At 58.3% G+C, this 18,778-nt stretch carries 15 protein-coding genes and 1 pseudogene; 7 read left to right on the top strand and 9 right to left on the bottom strand.

Going from position 1 to position 18,778, the window contains the following annotated elements; all coding sequences use genetic code 11:
• Nucleotide 1: 1 nt before the first annotated feature.
• Nucleotides 2-1,357 carry an LLM class flavin-dependent oxidoreductase gene (locus ACSQ3H_RS29975; protein ID WP_436120671.1) on the bottom strand — a complete coding sequence of 452 codons (1,356 nt, stop codon included), beginning with the start codon at nt 1,355-1,357 and terminating at the stop codon, nt 2-4.
• 14 nt (nt 1,358-1,371) lie between these two features.
• Nucleotides 1,372-2,376, bottom strand: a complete 1,005-nt coding sequence (locus ACSQ3H_RS29970; protein ID WP_436120670.1) for an LLM class flavin-dependent oxidoreductase — start codon at nt 2,374-2,376, stop codon at nt 1,372-1,374.
• A gap of 57 nt (nt 2,377-2,433) precedes the next feature.
• Here ACSQ3H_RS29970 and ACSQ3H_RS29965 point away from each other — a divergent pair, with 57 nt between their 5' ends.
• From ACSQ3H_RS29965 to ACSQ3H_RS29955, 3 genes are all read left to right on the top strand, one after another.
• Nucleotides 2,434-2,907 carry a hypothetical protein gene (locus tag ACSQ3H_RS29965; RefSeq protein ID WP_436120669.1) on the top strand — a complete coding sequence of 158 codons (474 nt, stop codon included), beginning with the start codon at nt 2,434-2,436 and terminating at the stop codon, nt 2,905-2,907.
• Entirely contained in the window at nt 2,874-3,116 is a 243-nt protein-coding gene (locus ACSQ3H_RS29960; RefSeq protein ID WP_436120829.1) for an SDR family oxidoreductase, read from the top strand. The genes ACSQ3H_RS29965 and ACSQ3H_RS29960 overlap by 34 nt, the downstream gene beginning before the upstream one ends.
• Nucleotides 3,117-3,332: 216 nt before the next feature.
• Nucleotides 3,333-3,773, top strand: coding sequence for an Ohr family peroxiredoxin (locus ACSQ3H_RS29955; RefSeq protein WP_436120668.1), 441 nt, complete (start codon nt 3,333-3,335; stop codon nt 3,771-3,773).
• 313 nt (nt 3,774-4,086) lie between these two features.
• On the opposite strand, the gene ACSQ3H_RS29950 is transcribed toward ACSQ3H_RS29955, so the two are convergent.
• A complete protein-coding gene (locus tag ACSQ3H_RS29950) occupies nt 4,087-4,260 on the bottom strand; it encodes a hypothetical protein (protein WP_436120667.1) in 174 nt (57 codons plus the stop codon).
• 591 nt (nt 4,261-4,851) lie between these two features.
• On the opposite strand from ACSQ3H_RS29950, the pseudogene ACSQ3H_RS29945 reads away from it, so the two are divergent.
• Together ACSQ3H_RS29945 and ACSQ3H_RS29940 are read left to right on the top strand one after the other, a co-directional pair.
• Nucleotides 4,852-6,724 (top strand): annotated as a pseudogene (locus tag ACSQ3H_RS29945) (ABC transporter ATP-binding protein).
• On the top strand, nt 6,721-8,622 hold the full coding sequence (locus ACSQ3H_RS29940; RefSeq protein WP_436120666.1) for an ABC transporter ATP-binding protein: 1,902 nt from the start codon (nt 6,721-6,723) through the stop codon (nt 8,620-8,622). Before ACSQ3H_RS29945 ends, ACSQ3H_RS29940 begins: the two are co-directional and overlap by 4 nt.
• A 520-nt stretch (nt 8,623-9,142) precedes the next feature.
• Here ACSQ3H_RS29940 and ACSQ3H_RS29935 read toward each other — a convergent pair.
• The 6 genes from ACSQ3H_RS29935 to ACSQ3H_RS29910 all read right to left on the bottom strand — a co-directional run bounded on the left by ACSQ3H_RS29935 (nt 9,143) and on the right by ACSQ3H_RS29910 (nt 14,300).
• The gene (locus ACSQ3H_RS29935) at nt 9,143-9,613 is read right to left on the bottom strand and encodes a MarR family winged helix-turn-helix transcriptional regulator (RefSeq protein ID WP_436120828.1); all 471 of its coding nucleotides are present in this window, start codon (nt 9,611-9,613) and stop codon (nt 9,143-9,145) included.
• A gap of 160 nt (nt 9,614-9,773) precedes the next feature.
• Complete coding sequence (locus ACSQ3H_RS29930) at nt 9,774-10,802, bottom strand: leucyl aminopeptidase (RefSeq protein WP_436120665.1); 1,029 nt, start codon at nt 10,800-10,802, stop codon at nt 9,774-9,776.
• A gap of 51 nt (nt 10,803-10,853) precedes the next feature.
• Complete coding sequence (locus ACSQ3H_RS29925) at nt 10,854-11,507, bottom strand: N-carbamoylsarcosine amidohydrolase (RefSeq protein ID WP_436120664.1); 654 nt, start codon at nt 11,505-11,507, stop codon at nt 10,854-10,856.
• Nucleotides 11,508-11,519: 12 nt separating this feature from the next.
• Nucleotides 11,520-12,272: a maleate cis-trans isomerase family protein gene (locus ACSQ3H_RS29920; protein WP_436120663.1), complete on the bottom strand. Its 753-nt coding sequence runs from the start codon at nt 12,270-12,272 to the stop codon at nt 11,520-11,522.
• A gap of 94 nt (nt 12,273-12,366) precedes the next feature.
• On the bottom strand, nt 12,367-13,167 hold the full coding sequence (locus ACSQ3H_RS29915; RefSeq protein ID WP_436120662.1) for an alpha/beta fold hydrolase: 801 nt from the start codon (nt 13,165-13,167) through the stop codon (nt 12,367-12,369).
• Entirely contained in the window at nt 13,164-14,300 is a 1,137-nt protein-coding gene (locus ACSQ3H_RS29910; RefSeq protein WP_436120661.1) for an FAD-dependent monooxygenase, read from the bottom strand. The genes ACSQ3H_RS29915 and ACSQ3H_RS29910 overlap by 4 nt, the downstream gene beginning before the upstream one ends.
• 362 nt (nt 14,301-14,662) lie before the next feature.
• On the opposite strand from ACSQ3H_RS29910, the gene ACSQ3H_RS29905 reads away from it, so the two are divergent.
• Nucleotides 14,663-15,232 carry a (2Fe-2S)-binding protein gene (locus ACSQ3H_RS29905; protein ID WP_436120660.1) on the top strand — a complete coding sequence of 190 codons (570 nt, stop codon included), beginning with the start codon at nt 14,663-14,665 and terminating at the stop codon, nt 15,230-15,232.
• A complete protein-coding gene (locus ACSQ3H_RS29900; RefSeq protein ID WP_436120659.1) occupies nt 15,229-18,777 on the top strand; it encodes a molybdopterin cofactor-binding domain-containing protein in 3,549 nt (1,182 codons plus the stop codon). The genes ACSQ3H_RS29905 and ACSQ3H_RS29900 overlap by 4 nt, the downstream gene beginning before the upstream one ends.
• Nucleotide 18,778 lies beyond the last annotated feature (1 nt).

Below are 18,778 nucleotides of genomic sequence, written 5' to 3'. Positions count from 1 at the left end.
GCTAGACAGTTTCCTTTTGAGCAATAGGTTTGGTGGCCGGCGCGTTCTTTTCGGCATAGCGACTTTCGCGGAATGGAAGTCCGAGATTTTCACGCAAGGTCGCTCCCGGCAGGACAGAACGGTGGTAGCCGCAGCTTTCGAGAATGGGCAGCACGTCACGCACGAAATCGTCGAGCCCTGCCGCGAGAATCTGGAAACCGAGGATGAAGCCGTCCGCAGCGTTATTGTCGATCCAGCGGATCAGTTCCTCGGCGATCTTTTCCGGCGTGCCGGTGAAGGAGTTGCGGGGTGTCGTGACTTCAAGCGCCACCTCACGCAAGGTCTGCCCCTTCGCCTTGGCGTCACGTTTTATGCGATCGGTGGTTGAACGAAAATTGTTCTTGCCGATATCCCCAAGCTTCGGAAACGGCGCGTCGAGCGGATAGGCACTGAAATCATGATGATCGAAGAAACGCCCCAGATAAGCCAGCGCCTCGTCGATCGTAACCAGATCGCGGATTTCGCGGTATTTCGCATCGGCTTCTTCTTCCGTTGCGCCCACGATAGGCGAGATACCGGGGAAAATCAGAACTTCATCGGGATTGCGGCCATGCGCCTTCGCGCTTTCCTTGATGCGGCGGTAGAAGATCTGTGCGTCCTCTATCGGCACATGATTGGTGAAGACCCCATCGGCGTGCTTGCCGGCCAGATCAATGCCATCATCCGAGGACCCAGCCTGGAAAACCACCGGCTGGCCCTGCGGCGAGCGGCCAATGTTGAGCGGTCCTTCTGAATTGAAGAACCGACCGTGGTGGTTCAGCTTGTGCAGTTTGGTCGTGTCGAAGAATTGACCGGTGGCGCGGTCGCGAATGAAGGCATCGTCGTCCCATGAGTCCCAAAGGCCCTTGACCACATCGAGATGCTCTTCCGCAATCTCGTAGCGAAGCGCATGGTCGGGATGGTCGCGACCATAATTTTTACCCGATCCCTCGAGCGGAGATGTCACGGCGTTCCACCCGGCGCGCCCGTTGCTGATCTTGTCGATCGATGCAAACTGCCGTGCGACGGTGAACGGGTCACTGTAGGAGGTGGACAATGTGCCGACCAGGCCGAGTTTCGATGTCGTGGCGGCGAGCGCCGACAGGATCGCGATGGGTTCGAAACGGTTGAGAAAATGTGGAATGGACTTTTCGTTGATATAGAGCCCATCCGCGATGAAGGCGAAGGCAATGCCGGCAGCTTCAGCCTTTTTGGCCTGTTCGACATAGAAGTTGAAGTTGACGCTCGCATCCGGCGGCGAGCTTGGATGCTTCCATGAGTTCATATGGCCGCCAGGGCCTTGCAGCATCACCCCGAAACGAACAGATTTCTTACTCATCTGATTTCTCCAAGTTACGCGGCAATCGCATATCGGGCCTGCGCCAGCAGTTCGATCGATGCGAGCCGCTTCGCCGCGTCGTTTATCGGTGTATCAATGATGAATTCGCTGATGCCGTAGCGATCGTGCAGGTGATTGAGATCAGCGATAACCTTGTGTGCAGAACCGCGAATGACGTTGGGAATTTTCTTCTCGATGCGGTAATCGCGCGTTCCGGACTGTCGGGCATATTCCTTGGCCTGCTCGGCACTGCCGACCGTCACGCTCTGTCCACCATTCACATGAACCTTGAAATGCTCCAGATTATCCACAAGCCGCTTTGCCTCAGCGTCCGTTTCCGCGGCCACCACTCCGACAGCAAGAATGGGTCTGCGGTCAGGCGCTTTCTCCCTGTAGGCATCCAGTGTCTGCCTTAAGACTTCTTCATCACCGTTGAGATGGCTGGCGAACACGAAGGTCCATCCCTGCGCTGCGGCAAGTTCAGCACTGTCGACACTCGCTCCAAGCAGGAAACGCTGGGCCGAAACAGCAGGCAGTGGGGTAGCCTTCACGCCTGCCAGCGGGTGAACCGATGGCAGGGTATCGTCAAGAAATGTACTGAGCTGGGCGAGCTGGGCGGCAAAATCCGGCTTTTCAGGCCGCGCGAGCAGTCCTTGCAGCGCACGGGTCGAAAATGGCAAGCCCCCAGGTGCTTTCCCGACACCGAGATCAATCCGATCAGGAGCAAGAGTTGCCAGGACATTGAAATTTTCCGCGACTTTGTAGGGACTATAATGCTGCAGCATCACCCCTCCAGAACCAATACGGATCCGCGATGTATTTGCCGCCAGAAAAGCGATCAACACCTCAGGTGACGAACTCGCAACGCCCGATGTATCGTGGTGCTCGGCGACCCAGAACCGGAGAAAACCCCATTTCTCGGCCTGTTTGGCGAGTGCCACCGTGCGTTTTAACGCAACACTTGCTGTTTCGCCGTCAAAAATCGGACTCTTGTCGAGCAGACTGAGTGCATAACCCATTTTGAGAAATCGCCTTCGTAAAGTGAAAGCGCTCAATCGCAATGGGATGAACGCCTCGTGTCAGAGGCACCCAGATTTTCCCGTATTGGGCTCATCGTCAAAGAAAGCCTTGCTAAAATTCTGACGAACCTCAGAAATAAATCACCCAAAGTCAGGCCGCGAAAAATTGCACGTGGAATGAAGAAAGAAACGTCTGAGTTTCTTTCCTTGCTTGAAAATAATCGGCAATCCCAACTGCCCGGGATAGAATTACAAAAGGGCTTTGCGATTCTCAAAGAGGTCAAGGGCTCCGACACAATGGCGGGCTTCTTCGGGGGATATGGCCGGCGGATTGCTGCGAACAAAATCGGCCCAGAAGCGGTTGTCGACACTTACCGTGGCACGGATCAGGATGTGGATATCGGTTTCTGGAATATCGAGTGGCTCGCCAATCGCTTCGAGCAGCCCGGTAAGCTGGATGGCGCGGCCAAGGTGATCGCCGATCTCAACCTCGACGCCTGGGGGAGCTTGCGCCAATACGGGTCAACCTGATTGCCGCTGGCTTCGTCGATACGCCGCTGTCGGCATCCCTGCTCGGGGAGAACCTCGACAGGCGGCGCGACGAACTGTCCGCATCGTTGCCAATTCGGCGTGTCATTGGACCGGCCGACGTCGCTGCGCTCGCCGTTCACATCATGCGCAACACAGCGCTAACGGGCGCAACTTATGACATCGACGGCGGCCAGCAGCTCGTATCGTGATTGCGAAACGCACCACAGGCAATTCAGAAAAGCGCGTTAAAAAGAGCCCTCGCCATGAACATTGTATGAAGCACCGGGTCATCACCGGCGGCATTGGGCACACCTGCCACGGCAGGACCGGTGGCTTTGCGGATGCAGTTGTCGAAGTCGACGCGTGATCAAGTTCGCGGCGGCGCCGCCCCTGTTTCAGATACTACAACCAACAAAAGAATGCTCATGAGCCGGATCGCAAAGGTCGTTAAAACGGTCAAAACCACAACCACGGGCGGCCGCGAGAACGGCGTCTCGCGCAGTTCGGACGGCCTCCTGGACATCAGGCTTTCGGTACCCGGATCGGTGCGAATTGGGACTAACCCGGAGCAACTCCTTGCAGCTGGCTGGTCGGCCAGCTTCGCAAGCGCGATCGCGTCTGTCACTTTCGAACAAAATATCCCTCTGCCGGCCGGAGTTAGCATCGATGCCGAAATCGATCTGAATCTCGGGGACGACGGCTACTCTCTCAGCGCTCGGCTCAACGTCAGGCTGCCTGATCTTAAGGACAATGTCGCACGAACCCTGATCGACGAAGCCTGCAATATCTGTCCTTACTCGAAAGCAACGCGTGGCAACGTTGAAATTACGATCACCTGCTCTGACCCAGATTGCCTCTATCGTTGACACGACTGGTCACTTTGCTGGCCTACAGGAGCCAATACAGCGGCATCGCGTTACTCGTCCAGAGGAAACTGGCATTCCAGACTGAGCCGGCGCACTGCAAGTCGGGTTTTGAGGAGAGACACCGTTGCCCCAATTGTCTGTCGTGGTCGTGAGAAAGCATCTCTATGAAGCTGAAATCCGTAACGATCGTTTCATTGAACGTATCCACAGGATGTCGCCGAAAATAGGTTTGCACCCCGTGTTTGATCCTGAGCATCAATAGCGTTCCATTGATCTGAAGCAATCAGACACGGCGTGGATGGCAGTAAAGACGTCAGTCTTTTTTGCTGAGCTTCTTTTGTTTGGCCTGTTCTTCCTCGGCTTCAGCCAAGGTCTTAAACGGTCCTACTACGTCGGCTTCGACACCGTCATGTTCAATCCTGAGATAAAAGAGGCCGAGACTCGCTGTCACAAACGTGGTGGGTTTCTTGTTTTTTTTCTTAGCCACTCATCCGCACCTTTCTACATGGTGAAACACGAAATAACAGTTTCGTGGCTAATAAATCAACCCGCTCGATTTAGAGCAAATAACGACAGGCAAAAAAGAGCCGGACCAAAAAGCCCGGCCTAATTGTGAAGGTTAAAACCTCCAGAGGGGAACAGCCGAAGCGGGTACATGGGAGGAGACTCGCGACGGCTGACTCAAGCGTAAGTGCATCGCAAGCAGTTTACAACCCCAAGTTGCGAGATATGCAATGCGCTGCACTCACTTTGTCGGCTTCAAGGGTGAGGAATATCACTCGGCGGTAAAGACGTTCGGTCCGCCGCTTCACTCATCGCGGATGGGACATGAGAGCGCAGCGAGAAATCCTGCGATTAGACCGGTAATACTCTCGAAACACAACACCATGGTACCTCTTCCTCGACACGTATTCGCAGTAGTATATTTTGAGAAGGAGGGTTTTATTGTCTACCGGCTTGGCAGATCTCTTGAATTAGGGCCCGGAATCGGCCAAGATTCGCTCGTAGTCATATATCTAGCACAACGGCCCTGATCTGCGGCCAATGTTTGCACAATCAGTTGGTCTGGAAAAATACCGTGAGCAGCGATGCGTTAAAGCGTGCGGCGAATCGTTCCGATTCGTTGGCGCACGTAAATGCAGCAGGCTGGGGTCGAGGTCTCTTCACCCTGGTGCGAATTACCCACATGACTTTGCGTCATCCTTGGCAAACGACATTTGCCATCGGCTCGACCCTCGTCGCCGCGACCCTGCAACTGATGATTCCCCGACTTCTGGGCCATGCCGTGGATCAGACGCAGACGGCCATGGCGGGCGGTGCAGCTGGCAAGATTGCGGAAAATGCGTTGATAACGACGGCGCTCATACTTTGGCCGTCAGCATCCTGCGCGGTCTTTTCACCATGATACAGAACTATTTCGCCGAGGCCGTCGGCCACCATATCGGGTACGAACTGCGTCTTGCCTGCTACGAAAAGATCCAGCGGCTGAGCTTCAGCTTCCATGACAGCGTTCATTCCGGCGATCTCATTACAATCGGCATGCTCGACCTTGAGGGCGTGCGCATGTATTTCTCGACGGCGGTGGTGCGCACGGTTCTGTTGACCATGCTGATCGGCCTCGGTGCCTATATACTTGTGTCGACCGATCTGGTTCTGGGCCTGGTGGCCCTGAGCTTCGTGCCTTTCGTCGCCTGGCGGTCTTCGGTGACGCAGTTGCGGCTTCGCGCCACCTGGCTGGAACTGCAGGAACGGCTTTCTGTGCTGACGCGTGTGATGGAGGAAAACCTCAGCGGCATCCGCGTCGTGCGAGCCTTCGCCCCCAGGCCTATGAACTCTTGAAGTTCGACAAGGCCTCGCACAGCGCGCTTGAACTCGCGCATAAACGCGTCGGCATTCGCGTTAAAAATACCAGCGCGATGACACTCTCCTTCTTTACCGCCATGGGCCTGGTGCTCTGGGTCGGGGGCAACAAGGTGATCGCTGGCGAAATTACGGTGGGCACGCTTACATCGTTCCTGACATTCATGACCATCTTGCAGATGCCGGTGCGCCAGCTCGGCCTGATGGTCAATTCCTATGCGCGCGCCTCTACCTGCGGAACGCGTCTTTTCGCCCTGCTGGATCTCGACATTGCCATCAAGGATGCGCCGGACGCCAAGGATTTGAAAATCTCGGCGGGCGTGCTGCGCTTTGAAGATGTGCGTTTCGCCTATCCGCAAGTCGCCAAGCGTTCGGTGCTGCAACATCTGAGCTTCGAGGCGCGACGCGGCGAAACCATTGGCATCGTCGGACCACCCGGCAGCGGTAAATCCACCATCGCCCATCTCATTCCGCGTTTTTATGATGTGACCAGCGGCCGGATAACCATTGACGGTCAGGATATCCGCGACGTGACGCTCCGCTCGCTGCGCCAGGCCGTCGCTGTGGTGCAGCAGGACGCCTTCCTGTTCACAACCACCATCGAGAACAACATTGCCTATGGCGATCCTTGGGCCAAGGAGCCACGCATCGAACGCGCGAGTGAATCGGCACAGCTGCACAACTATGTGCTGGGACTGCCGATGGGATACGGCACCGTCGTCGGCGAACGGGGCGTGTCGCTGTCCGGCGGGCAGCGGCAGCGGCTTTCGATCGCCCGCACGCTTATGCTTAAGCCTGCCGTGATGGTGTTCGATGACTCCACCGCCGCGATCGACGCCGGAACCGAGCAGCGCATCCGTATTGCCATGCGCCGCTATGCCAACGATCGCGTTACGATCGTCGTCGCGCATCGTCTGAGTTCGCTGATGCATGCCGACCAGATCCTGTTCATCGAGGACGGCCAGATCGTAGAGCGCGGCACCCATGAAAGCCTTCTTGCGGCTGGAGGGCGGTATGGAGCGCTCTACGATCTGCAGGTCCGTCCGGGTGACAGCACGCCAGTGGCGGTGAAGAGGGAGGCGCGGGCGTGACCGATGAGATCGAAACCGAGCGCAATGACGTGCGCGAAGACGGGCGTCGCCCTCCCCGGGCGGTCGTTGGGTCGCACCGCATCGAAGAGGAAATGTTCGGCAAGGTCTTCGATGGCAACATCGTCAAGCGAATCTGGGCTTTCGTCAGACCCTACAAGGCGCAAATGCTCATGGCGGTCTTTGCGGTTCTGACATTCACGGCTACGCAGTTGATGATCCCGCTGATCATCCGCTACGCCATCGATCATGGTATTGCTCCCGGCGGCGGCAATCATTCTGCATTGTTCTACGCCATCATCGCGTTCGGGATTGCCATCCTCATCAATTTCGCTGCCAGCTACGTGCAGGAGACTGTCGTCGGCCGGGTCGCGGAAGAAGTGCTCTTCGACATCCGCCGTGCCATGTTCTCACCCCTCCAACGCGTCTCGCTATCCTTCATGGACAAGACCGAAGTGGGCCGGCTGATGTCGCGGCTGCAGGGCGACGTCAATTCGATGCAGGAGTTTCTCGAAACCTCCGTGCTGTCGGTCGGCGATATCACGCTGCTCTTCGGCATTGTCGGCGTGATGCTCTACCTCGACTTCCGCCTGGGCCTTATGACGCTGGTCGTGCTTCCTGTATTGTTCATCGTTCGCATTTATTGGCTCCCGCGGGCGCGTGTAGCGTTCATGGCAGCGCACGAAACCAATTCGGTGACCAACGGCGCCTTGGCTGAAGCAATCCATGGCGTGCGCGCAGTCCAGAGCATGGACCGCCAAAGCATCAATTTCACACTTTATGATGACAAGGCCCATGCCAATTTGAAGGCGCATCTGACAGCGGCGAAATATGCACAGGTCATGGTGCCCATCGTCGATTCACTTACCGGCGTCGCCATGGCCCTCGTCATCGTCGTCGGCGGATCGCGGGTGCTCAATCAAGAGCTGGACGTCGGCGTCATGGTCGCATTCCTCTTCTATATTCAGCGCTTCTTCGACCCGATCCGTTCGTTGACCTTGCAATATTCGGTTATGCAGCGTGCCATGGCCTCGGGTCAGCGCCTGACCGAAGTGCTGGATGTACCAGTCAATATCACGGACGCACCGAACGCAAGGAGCCTGACTGCTGACATGGACGGATCGGTGGAATTCCGCGATGTCGTTTTCGGCTATGATCCAAAACATCCTGTGCTGAAGAACGTCAACTTCAAGGTGAACCCAGGCGAGACCGTCGCTCTGGTCGGCCCGACAGGATCTGGCAAGTCGAGCGCTATGGCACTGGTCCACCGTTTCTATGATGTCCAGCACGGTCAGGTGCTGGTCGGCGGCCACGATGTGCGCAAGCTCACCCAGGACTCCCTCGGCCAGCAGATCGCTATGGTCCTGCAGGAGCCGTTCCTGTTCACCGGTTCGGTCTTTGAAAACATTCGCTATCACAAGAGCGAGGCGACCTACGAAGATGTAGTAGAAGCGGCGAAGGCAGTGGGCGCGCATGATTTCATCATGAACCTTGTCGAAGGCTACGACACGGAGCTTGGTGAGCGCGGTGGAAACCTGTCTCTCGGTCAGCGGCAGCTCATCAGCTTTGCCAGAGCACTGGTAGCAGATGCAAAAATCCTCGTTCTCGATGAGGCCACGGCCAACATCGACAGCTATACCGAGATGCTGATCCAGAAGGCACTCGTCAAGCTTCTGGAAAACCGCACAGGGCTGGTCATCGCCCACCGGCTCGCGACCATCCGCGAGGCTGATCATATTATCGTGCTGCAGAACGGGCAGTTGATCGAGATGGGAAACCACGACCAGCTGATGGCCAATGGCAAGCTTTACGCCAAACTGTACAATCTCAATTATTCGTCATTCGACGATATACCGGATCAGGAACTGCAAACGACCACACCCGGCGAATCCCACACATAATTGAAGTCGTCACAACCGGCACAGTTACAAGCGGTTGGACGTGCACCCTACAATGGAAAAAAGGTGGCGACATCTAACGCCGGACCGCCCCGGATGCGTTCTAGGTGTGCATGGCCATTCGCTGGAGCCGATTGGTGCTACCAGGCAATCGCGTCGACATTACCGACTAACCGCCTTGTCCCAGATCGGAGGTGTACAGGTCGCCAGACGGCAACAAACGTTCGTTTGAAAATGCCGATAATAGTTGATTTTGATTGGGGCCAGAAAGTCTTCAATGCTCTAACTATCGTTTGGATCAGGCGCTAGACGGTGGATGGCTCGCAAGGGTGGCATTGACCTTGGCGCTCGCGGGTAACCCCGTAAGAATCCGCTCCTAATAATTGCCGCAAGTGGAGCTGTTTTCGTGAGACCTCATAGGATTGGACTAAGTCGGAACGGCGGATCGTAGTCAGCACTGTAGGGATATGAGCGCGCAGCTGTGACCGTTGGTTTGTAAATACCGCGAAGGCATAGCGCCAAATCACACGATCTCTTCATTCGGCAGATCATCTTCCGCGATCTTGCGCAAAAGAAACAGCAGCGCAACTTGTTCCGCCGGATTGAGCCTGTCCATAGTTTTCGCTGTAATCAGATGCGCGCGCGGATACATCTGTTTCAGCACCGTCTCACCCTCGGGCAGCAAAGACATAATGACCTTGCGGCCGTCTGAGGCATCCTTGGAAACTTCAATGAGGCCTCGTGATCTCAATCGGTCGACAATACCTCGAATTGTCGCTTGATCGACGGCGGTGGCCTTTACAAGCTCAGCTTGGGAGCTCGGCCCTCTCTCGTGCAGCGTGCAGAGGGTAACGAATTGCACTGCAGTCAAATTAGGGTCGCTTGCATTGTCCTGAAAGATAGATAGGTGGCGTTGGTACGCCTTGCGAAGCAGGTGCCCCACCTGTTCTGTAAATCGGTAATCGTCCTCAACCTGGTCGTAGTTCCTGGGCATATAAGCAGTCAAACCTCTGTCGCGACAAATCGGCTCAATTTTAGTGCCGGACCTGCCGAACGATCCACCAAACAGGATTCGCCACCCAAAGCTTTACCAAGTACATACTTGATTGCGCAAGGCAACCGCCGGTGGTCGGCGGTGCCACAGTCAGAAGCCATCACTTGAATGTGTGCTGCATTTCCTTGACCGCGATGTTGCCGTCGAGAACCATCGGCTCGTCGTCCAGGAAAAGGCCGCAATTGCGCATCGGAATATCGAGATGGCAAGCCGTATCGTTCGGGCCTCCGAGCTCGTTGTTCGGGCCGGTCGAGAACATGACGTTGCCGTAGAACGAGCGCAGTTCCATACCCATGCCGCCGCCAAAATCGGTCAGGCCGTGCCAGTTGGCGCGGTGGTCGAGTCCCCAGCCGACATGCGACATGCCGAAACCACGCGGATCATTGAAGGTCGCCATGTAGGATTTGATAAGCTCGGCCTCGAGGCCGCCGCGAATGTCCTGGATGAAGCCCTTCTCAATGGTGTAGATCACCGGCTCGCGCACATATATATTAAACGGCAAAAGCACGTCGCCCGGTGCCAGCACGATCTGGCCGTCGACTCCATCATCCGCGCCCCCTGAGAATACGAAGGCGGCCGGCCAGTGGTCCCAGCGACCTGGCTCATCGGTGTAACCATATTCGCTCATCGTCGGATAGACGCCGAGCTTGTAGACAACGTCGGTGCCATGTTTGCTGGTTATGCGCATGCTCTTGGCTTTTTTCAGATATTCGGCGCCAATCTCGACGCGCTCACGCAGTTGCCTGGTCGGCATGAGCCGCGCCAGCAGTGGAGCCGGTTCCACCGCCGTGAGTATACGGGTGCCGGCAGCCTGGATTGCCATCTGCTCCTCGCTGAACAGAAGGAAAATCAGATCGACGACCATGTCGGCCTGCTTCAGCGCGTTAACGGCATCCGGATTCGCGGCCAGGCCGGTTTCGCCGACTGCCCATGCACCGGTGGTCGGCAGCGGTGCCGGAAGACGCATGTGATACATGCGGGCGCCAAGTCGCTGGCCAGCAGCAAGGAACGCGTCGGCGTAGTCGAGACGCTCGTCGCCCTGCGAGAGGACGATAACCTTCTCACCCTCGTGAACGCCGCTGAGCTTCAACTGCTCAAGGCACATTTCAGTCAAGACATTGCGATCCATAACGTTATCTCCTCTGGAATTCTACGGAAATGCCACCTTGGTCATGTCCACCTATGCGGTTCTTGTCGTTCCACCCTGCTGTGCCGATGCAATCGCGGCGATCGCTTCCGCCTTCGAGACGACGTCACCATACTTGCTGTCGATATCGAAGAGACTGGCATTGTGCGGGTCGGGATGTCGGTCCCCGACGCAATCCCGTACCACGATAGTACGGAAGCCGTGCTGGACGGCATCGACGGCGCTTGCCCGGATACAGCCGCTGGTCGAACATCCGGCCATGACGACCGTATCGATCCCTTGCGTGTGCAGGAGCGGGGCAAGGCTGGTGCCGAAGAAGGCGCTGGCATACTGTTTGACGATGATGAGTTCGCCATCGGCTGGCTCTACCTGCTCGCAGAATTCCGCGAGCTCATTGCCACTCACCATTGATTTCATCACGGGCGATTTCTTCACCCACATGCCGCCATCAGCACAGTTTTCCGCAAGGTAGAGGATGCGCGTGTGGATGACAGGAATGCCCGCCATTCGGGCTGCCGCCAGTAGCGACGGGGTCTCTGCCACCGCTTTGACGACGCCGGGCGCATAGAGCGGCGCTCCCTCGATCGTATAGGCTTTGAGAAAATCGATGACGAGAAGGGCTGGCCGCTTTCCAAAGCCGATGCGGTTGCCCCAGACACCCTGATAATTGGCTTCGACGCTCTCCATGTCGTGCGATCCTTAGTAGGCGCCGGAAAGAAGCGCGCCCGCACCGGGGACAACGGCTTCCAGCCCAAGCGATTTCAGCATGCAATAGGTGGTGGCGACGGCGGCCGTGACCACCGGCTTGCCTGTCATCGCCTCGACCTTGGCAATCACGCGCAGCGACGGCATCTGAACGCAGGCCGACAGCACGATGACGTCCACGTCCGTAAGGTCGAGCGTCTTTACGATGGCTGGGAGATTCTCCGGATCGTGGCGGCCGACTTCCAGATTGTCCGGAATTTCGAGGGCGCGCCAGTCCTTTACTTCGAAGCCTTCTTCGCGGATGTAGTTGACCACGAGTTCCGTAAGCGGCTTCATGTATGGCGCAACGATAGCCACGCGCTTCGCCTTCATCACCTTCAGGCCCTCAATGAGGGCGCCGGCGCTGGTCACGACGGGAATGTTGACGCCATTCTCGATCGTGCGGTTGGTCAGGCGTTTTTCCGATTCACGGTGGTAGCCAAGGCCCATCGCCATAATTGCAACCAGGCAAGCATAGCCGAGTACGTCGACGCGCGCGTCGGAAAGCTCAATGGCGCAGCGATCGGATTCCGAATCCATCGCCGCAAGCTCTTCCTTTTTCACGGTTTTCATCCGCATGCGACTGGAATGGAAGGTGAAGCGCTCCGGCCGTATCGACTGGCGTGCCATAAGCATCGCCGGTATCTCGGTTTCCATGGTGGTATTGGAACTCGGAACGATCTGACCAATACGATAGTTCTTTTGCACGAGCGCAATCCTCTGCTGCTTGAAACTGGTTGGCCCCTCCATCTGTAGAGGCAGCATAAAACAGAGACCGCGGACCAGAGGTCCGCTGTCTTTATTAACGGGACAAGAAGTCCCCGAGAGCCGTAAAGAAGCCCTCGAAATCGTCCCATGGAATCATATGTCCTGCATTGGGAACCCGCACGATCTCTATCGTTGGGCAGAGCGAGCGGACTTCATCCTCGTCTACCGGTTCGATAACACCGCCGCGGCCGGCGACCATCAACATAGCGGGCCGGGCGAGCTTGGGCAGGTCAGCGAAAATGTCGTCCTTGTGGAAATCCTCGAAAGCCGTGACAATGGCCGGTTCATAGCAAGTGTGCAGCCACTCCGCGCGCAGCTTCAATTGTTCATCCGTCCAGGTCGGGCAGAAGGCTCTCATTCCTTCGGCATCGATGCCCTTCACCGAAAGCCGGATAGAATCAACGTACCACGGCAGCTTGCTCGGATATGGCCTGCGGCCGGGTCCGGAGACAGGGGGATCAATGAGCGCGAGGCGTGAAAACGAGGCCTCTGCGGAGGTGGAGGCGCGCATGGCAATGCGTGCGCCCATCGAATGGCCGAGAAGTGCGGGACTATCAAGATCCAGAGCCTGGGCGAAGGCGATAACGTCTTCGGCCATGGAATCGAGACCGTAGTCGAGGTCAGGACCAGTCGAAGACAGGCCCCGGCCGCGTACGTCGACTGCGTACACGTCGTAGCGCTCTGCGAGGCGCTCTGCAACGAAGCCCCAGGTGACCGCAGGGCTGGTGATGCCCGGGATCAGGATAACGGGGCGGCCCTTGCCGCCATAGCGCAAATAATGCTGGCGGATATCATTTGCGAAGATGTTCGCGCCGTAAAGAAGGTTCCCGGTCATGCTGCACTCTCGCTCTTCAACGGTTGCGCGTAGACATCGTAGCCGTATACCCAGGAGGGATCTTCCTGTGTGAGCAGAAAGGTGTTGGCATTGGAGACACTCTGGACACGTGTAGCGCGATCGCGGCGGTTCGCCTCATAGAGCGCGAAGGAGGTCTTGACGTCGCTCACGCCGTTTTCCTGCAGGCAACGGGTGAGCATGGCCGCGTCTTCTATGGCCATGGCTGCGCCCTGTGCCATATGCGGTTTCATGGGATGGCAGGCGTCACCAAGGAGGACAAGCCTGCCCTTGCTCCACAGCGGCAGGGGGTTGCGATTGAACAGCGGCCATTTCGTGACTTCGTCGGTGTTCTCGATGAGCGCACCTATCACCGGATGATAGCCAGCGAAGGCTTCCGCCATCTCCTCACGGCTGCTTTCCACGAAGGCAGCGTCGAATTCCCACGCCGGATGCGGCACGCCGGTAACGTAGTAATATTCTTCGCGGTTGCCGGTGGTGTAATAGACCATCATGTGGCGGTCCGGTCCCCACCACTTGACGCAATCTTCGAATTCCAGATCGTACTTTTTCAGCTTGTCGGCTGATATCAATGCGCGATGGCCGACCCAGCCACTATAGTTCGGCTTCTCGAAGCCGAGCAGCGTCTCGCGAACCCTTGAATTGATACCGTCGGCACCGATGACGATGTCTGCGCGAGTCGAAATGCCGTCCTCGAACTCAAGATAAACGTCGGACCCGCTATCCTCGATCTGCTTCAGCTTCTTGTCGAAATGCAGTGTTCCCTCATTGAGCGCCGTTATCTGCAGCGCGTGCAGATCACCGCGATGGACGGTGCAGTATGGCGTCCCGTAGCCGCCGAGCGGGATGCGCGAGAGGTATTCTCCGGTGATGCCGTCGCGGCTGAACCAATGCGTCGGCTTGCTGCTGATCTCGAGCAGCTTCTTGTCGATACCGATACGCTCAAAAATCTTGAGAACGTTGGGGCCCATGTGAATGCCCGCACCCAGCCGGGAGAAACTGGGGGCTTGTTCGTAAACATGGACATCGAAGCCCGCGCGCTGCAGCAGAGCGCCGGCTGCCGCCCCTCCAAGACCTGCGCCGATGATTGCAATCGTCTGTCTGTCGTTCGTCATGGGCAGTCCTTCGCGGCGAGGTGAGGAAATGCTTCAATCCAGCATCCGAATGGTAATATTCTTAAGCGTGTACACTATAAAATGCAAGGCCAAAAAATAGACTAACGCGGGAAAATGGGCCTAAAATTCCATCAATTGTTGCGTCTTTGGCCAACTTTGTGCCCATCTTATTGCGCTTGCCCACGTCCAATATAAAGTGTATACGCTTTTTATACGAAACGCCGAAGGGAACACCGCATGACAAGCGGACAAGGCGAGAAAACCATTATGCGAAATGGGGCGATCGCAGATTGTCGCCGCTCGCATGCATGGCGCGATATTGGCCGTTATTTCTTTCAGCGTGGCAGGTGATAGACTTGGCCATGACCGCATCTTTCAGTCTCGACGTCAACGGCAGCACGCACATCGTAGAAGCCGATGCAAAGACTCCGCTGCTCTATATCCTGCGCAACGATCTCGAGCTGAACGGCCCGAAGTTTGGCTGCGGCCTTGGTGAATGTGGCGCCTGCGCCGTATTGATTGACGGCCGCGCGGTCCGTTCCTGCACCATTCCCCTCGGCGCAGTCGGCAGGCGCAGCGTCACCACACTCGAGGGTCTCGGCAGCGAGGAGCAACTGCACCCGGTTCAGCGAGCCTTCATCGAAGAAGCGGCGGCACAATGCGGTTACTGCCTGAACGGTATGGTCATTGCGGTGGTGGCGCTCATTGGCCGCAATCCGGAGCCGCACGAGGATGATATCCGTGACGCCCTGCGCCATCACCTCTGCCGTTGCGGTACTCATGTCGAGATCCTTGCAGCCGCCCGCAAAGCCGTGGTCCTCTCCCGGTCCGGGAATGGCGGATGTGACGCCGGCGTGAAAGCGGCATATTTTCAAAAGGCCGATTCCGGCAGCGAACCTTCATCAAGCGAACTGTCCGAGGCGCCGCAATGAGCGATGCTCGCGCAACCCCCAGATCCGCCTATCTTGCGGCCCCGGAAATCTTGACGGTCCTATCGCAGGCGCCGTCATCCGCGGCAGCAGAAATCTACATTGCCATCCATCGTGACGGAAAGGTCATAGCCTTCAACGGTCATGTCGATCTCGGCACCGGCATCAGGACCGCCCTCGCCCAAATCGTCGCGGAGGAACTCGACACACCCTTCGAACAGGTGGAGATGGTGCTTGGCACCACCTCCGCGACGCCGAACCAGGGTGCCACCATCGCCAGCGAGACCATCCAGGTGACGGCACTCCCGCTGCGTCAGGCCGCCGCGACGGCGCGTTACTATCTCGTGGCACAGGCCGCCGCACGCCTCGGGCTGTCAGCAGACAACTTCGTTATCGATGGCGGCATCATCCGCGTTAGGACGGGCGACAATCGGAGCTTCACCTTCGGGGACCTTGTGGCCGGCAGGCAGACGCACCTGACCATCGACCCGCAGGCGCCGCTGAAGCCGGTCTCGGCCTACCGTCTCGTTGGTACATCCCCGGCGCGCGTCGATATCCCGGCAAAAGCGACGGGCAAGTCGACCTATGTGCATGACGTGCGCGTGCCCGGCATGCTGCACGGGAGAGTCGTACGCCCGCCCTACGCCGGCTTCGACCATGGCGACCATGTCGGCAAGAGCCTCATATCGATAGATGAGAGCTCAGTCGCCGACATTCCCGGCCTGGTCGCAGTCGTGGCTATCGGCGATTTCGTTGGTGTCGTTGCGACGCGTGAGGAAAACGCCGCCGAAGCAGCACGGCGCCTCAAGGTCGTCTGGCGAACGCCGCCGGAGTTGCCCGATCTCAATTCGCCGGAGAAGGCGCTGCGGGCCAATCCCTCAACGCCGCGCAAGCTAGCGGACCATGGCAATGTCGATCTGGCGTTGGCCAACAGCGCCAATCCGATGGAACGCACCTATGTTTGGCCGTACCAGATGCACGCGTCTATTGGCCCCTCCTGCGCGGTCGCAGACTATCGCGACGGCGGGCTGACGGTCTGGTCGGGTACGCAGAACCCCTTCCCCATGCGCCGCGATCTTGCGCTCCTCCTCGACATGCCGGAGGAAGCAATCCTCGTCGAGAGGCTGGAAGCAGCGGGTTGCTACGGGCGCAACTGCGCTGACGATGTGACGGCGGATGCCGCGCTGCTGTCGCGCGCAACCGGCAAGCCTGTGCGCGTCCAGCTGACGCGCGAGCAGGAACATGCCTGGGAACCGAAGGGCGCGGCGCAAGTCATGGACGTGCGCGGTGGCCTCGACCTCGAGGGCGGCCCTGCCGCCTATGATTTCGAGACGCGCTATCCTTCCAATCTCGCCCCTACGCTACCCCTGATCCTCACCGGCAAGGTTCCCCCTGTCGCCGATGTCATGCACATGGGCGACCGCACCGCTATCCCCCCCTATGCCTATGGCAATCTGCGGGTGACAGTGCACGACATGCCGCCGATCGCTCGCGCCTCATGGTTTCGCGGCGTCTCGGCCATGCCAAACACCTTCGCACACGAATGCTATATAGACGAGCTGGCCTCGGCCGCCGAGGTTGATCCTGTCGAGTATCGCCTGCGTTATTTGCATGATCCGCGGGCGGTTGATCTCGTTCACGCCGTTGCTGAGCGTGCCAAATGGGTACCCCGGACCAGGTTCGGCACGCTTGGTGGTGAAGGCGATCTGCTCTATGGGCGCGGCTTCGCCTATGCCGTCTATGTGCATGGCAAGTTCCCCGGCACGGCTGCTGCCTGGGCGGCGTGGGTGGCGGACGTCGCTGTCAACCGGAAGACCGGTGATATCGCCGTCACCAAAGTGACCTGCGGCCAGGATTCCGGCCTGATGATCAATCCCGATGGGGTCCGCCACCAGATCCACGGCAACATCATCCAATCAACCAGCCGGGTGCTCAAGGAGCGCGTGGATTTTTCTTCCACCGCCGTTGCTTCGAAGGAATGGGGCGGCTATCCGCTCATCACGTTCCCGGAAGTCCCCGAAATCGACGTCCTGATGATACCCCGCCCGGACGAGCCACCGCTCGGTGTCGGCGAGTCCGCTTCGGTGCCCAGCGCCGCCGCTATTGCCAACGCCGTATACGATGCCACCGGCATCCGTTTCCGCGAGCTGCCGCTGACGCCAGATATCGTTCTTGCCGCCCTGAACGGCACCTCTCCCGAAAAAGCAGCCCCCACACCCCGGCGGCGAAAATGGCGGAACATCGGCCTATCGGCCGCCGGAGCGATTGCCGCCCTTTCGGGGCTCGTCACCATGGCGTCGCCGTGGCGCCCCGCCATCAGCCCGATCGAACGCCCGAATACCAACGTCTACAGCGCCGCCACGATCGAGCGCGGCCGCATGGCTGCTGCCATAGGGGCCTGCAATGTCTGCCACATCGGCAGTGACGGCCAGGCTTTCGCGGGCGGACGCAAGTTCGATACGCCGTTCGGCGCGGTCTATGCCACCAACATAACACCGGATCCTGACACTGGCATAGGCAATTGGTCCTACACCGCTTTCGAACGCTCCATGCGCGAGGGCATTAGCCGCGACGGACATCATCTCTATCCGGCCCACCCCTATACGTCCTTCGCTGGCGCTGAGGAAGCCGACCTCCAAGCGCTTTATGCCTATCTGATGACACAGGCGCCGGTGGCTGAAAAATCGCCCGAGACGAAGCTGAAATTCCCCTACAACGTCCGCGCAATGATGGCGCCCTGGAACGCTATGTTCTTGAAGGCGGAGCCATTCAAATACGACAAGACGCGCGACGGAGAATGGAATCGCGGCGCCTATCTGGTCGAGACGCTCGGCCATTGCTCGGCGTGCCATACACAGCGCAACGTGCTCGGGGCGGAACAGACCGGCAGGGCGCACCTCTCCGGTGGCTTCGCCGAGGGTTGGGAGGCGCCGGCGCTAAACGCTCTTGCCAAGGGTCCTGTGGACTGGACCAGGGCCGCCTTCTACGACTATCTTCGCACTGGCCATTCACGCGATCATGGCAGCGCCGCAGGGCCCATGGCCGATGTCGTATCAGTGCTGGCACCGCTTCCAGACACCGACATCCGCGCCATGGCATCCTATCTCGCAAGCCTGAACGACACGGCCGATCGCAGCGCTGAGACGACAATGCAAGCACAGTCCACCATCGCGGCAAGCGAGGCGGCGGCGGCGAAGGGCGCGATGATCTCTCCAAGGGGAGCGCGCATCTTCAGCGGCGCCTGCGCTTCCTGCCACACCGGCACGTCGATCCTGTCAGCGCTGTCGCTCAATACCAACATGCACAGCGACACGCCCGATAACATCCTGCAGGTGATACTACACGGCGTCGAGGCGCCGGCGATCCTGGCGGAAACGACCGGACGCGCGACAGCGGAGGTCATGTCGATGCCAGCCTTTCGCGACGTGCTGGACGAAAAGCAGATCGAGGATCTGGCGGTCTATCTGCGCGCGCGCTTCGCGCCCGACAAGCCTGCATGGGACGGTGTCGGCAGCGCGATGCAACGCGTGACCTCGGCTGCGCATTGAG

The organism is Phyllobacterium sp. LjRoot231 (genome assembly GCF_964253365.1).
Lineage (GTDB): Bacteria > Pseudomonadota > Alphaproteobacteria > Rhizobiales > Rhizobiaceae > Phyllobacterium.
Note: the sequence above shows the minus strand (reverse complement) of the source record. Positions and strands in the feature narration are given on the sequence as shown.

What these genes read in the sequence shown, in the direction of transcription:
- ACSQ3H_RS29975 (WP_436120671.1), bottom strand. Translation starts at nt 1,357, where the DNA reads ATGAGTAAGAAATCTGTTCGTTTCGGGGTGATGCTGCAAGGCCCTGGC.
- ACSQ3H_RS29970 (WP_436120670.1), bottom strand. Translation starts at nt 2,376, where the DNA reads ATGGGTTATGCACTCAGTCTGCTCGACAAGAGTCCGATTTTTGACGGC.
- ACSQ3H_RS29955 (WP_436120668.1), top strand. Translation starts at nt 3,333, where the DNA reads ATGAGCCGGATCGCAAAGGTCGTTAAAACGGTCAAAACCACAACCACG.
- ACSQ3H_RS29935 (WP_436120828.1), bottom strand. Translation starts at nt 9,613, where the DNA reads ATGCCCAGGAACTACGACCAGGTTGAGGACGATTACCGATTTACAGAA.
- ACSQ3H_RS29930 (WP_436120665.1), bottom strand. Translation starts at nt 10,802, where the DNA reads ATGGATCGCAATGTCTTGACTGAAATGTGCCTTGAGCAGTTGAAGCTC.
- ACSQ3H_RS29925 (WP_436120664.1), bottom strand. Translation starts at nt 11,507, where the DNA reads ATGGAGAGCGTCGAAGCCAATTATCAGGGTGTCTGGGGCAACCGCATC.
- ACSQ3H_RS29915 (WP_436120662.1), bottom strand. Translation starts at nt 13,167, where the DNA reads ATGACCGGGAACCTTCTTTACGGCGCGAACATCTTCGCAAATGATATC.
- ACSQ3H_RS29910 (WP_436120661.1), bottom strand. Translation starts at nt 14,300, where the DNA reads ATGACGAACGACAGACAGACGATTGCAATCATCGGCGCAGGTCTTGGA.
- ACSQ3H_RS29905 (WP_436120660.1), top strand. Translation starts at nt 14,663, where the DNA reads ATGACCGCATCTTTCAGTCTCGACGTCAACGGCAGCACGCACATCGTA.
- ACSQ3H_RS29900 (WP_436120659.1), top strand. Translation starts at nt 15,229, where the DNA reads ATGAGCGATGCTCGCGCAACCCCCAGATCCGCCTATCTTGCGGCCCCG.